This window comes from Peribacillus sp. SIMBA_075 (assembly GCF_046534585.1).
The window spans coordinates 1-273 of the sequence record NZ_JAWRYN010000565.1 but is presented as its reverse complement, the minus strand read 5'-3'; the positions used below and the strand labels follow the sequence as shown (position 1 = coordinate 273).

Annotated in this window: 1 protein-coding gene and 1 pseudogene; both read right to left on the bottom strand. The window is 42.9% G+C overall.

Translation table 11 applies throughout. The annotated features are described in order from the left end of the window. A partial coding sequence (gene rpsI, locus SB775_RS29420) for a 30S ribosomal protein S9 (protein WP_410864765.1) occupies positions 1-136 on the bottom strand: 136 nt, incomplete at its 3' end. A gap of 20 nt (positions 137-156) precedes the next feature. Further along, positions 157-273 (bottom strand): annotated as a pseudogene (locus SB775_RS29415) (50S ribosomal protein L13); the annotation flags it as partial.

Below are 273 nucleotides of genomic sequence, written 5' to 3'. Positions count from 1 at the left end.
CGATTAAAGCAGCGAATGGAATGTATTCAGTAATTTCACGATTATTAACGACGATACGGCCTTCACCTGGAACTAAGCGAACGCGCGCTACAGAACTTTTACGACGACCTGTACCGTAATATTGAACCTGTGCCAAATTGTTAACCTCCCTTATAATTAACCGCGAAGTTCGTAAACTTCAGGTTGTTGTGCTTGATGTGGATGCTCAGCACCACGGTACACATTTAATTTTTTGAACATTTGACGACCTAGTGGACCCTTTGGAAGCATACC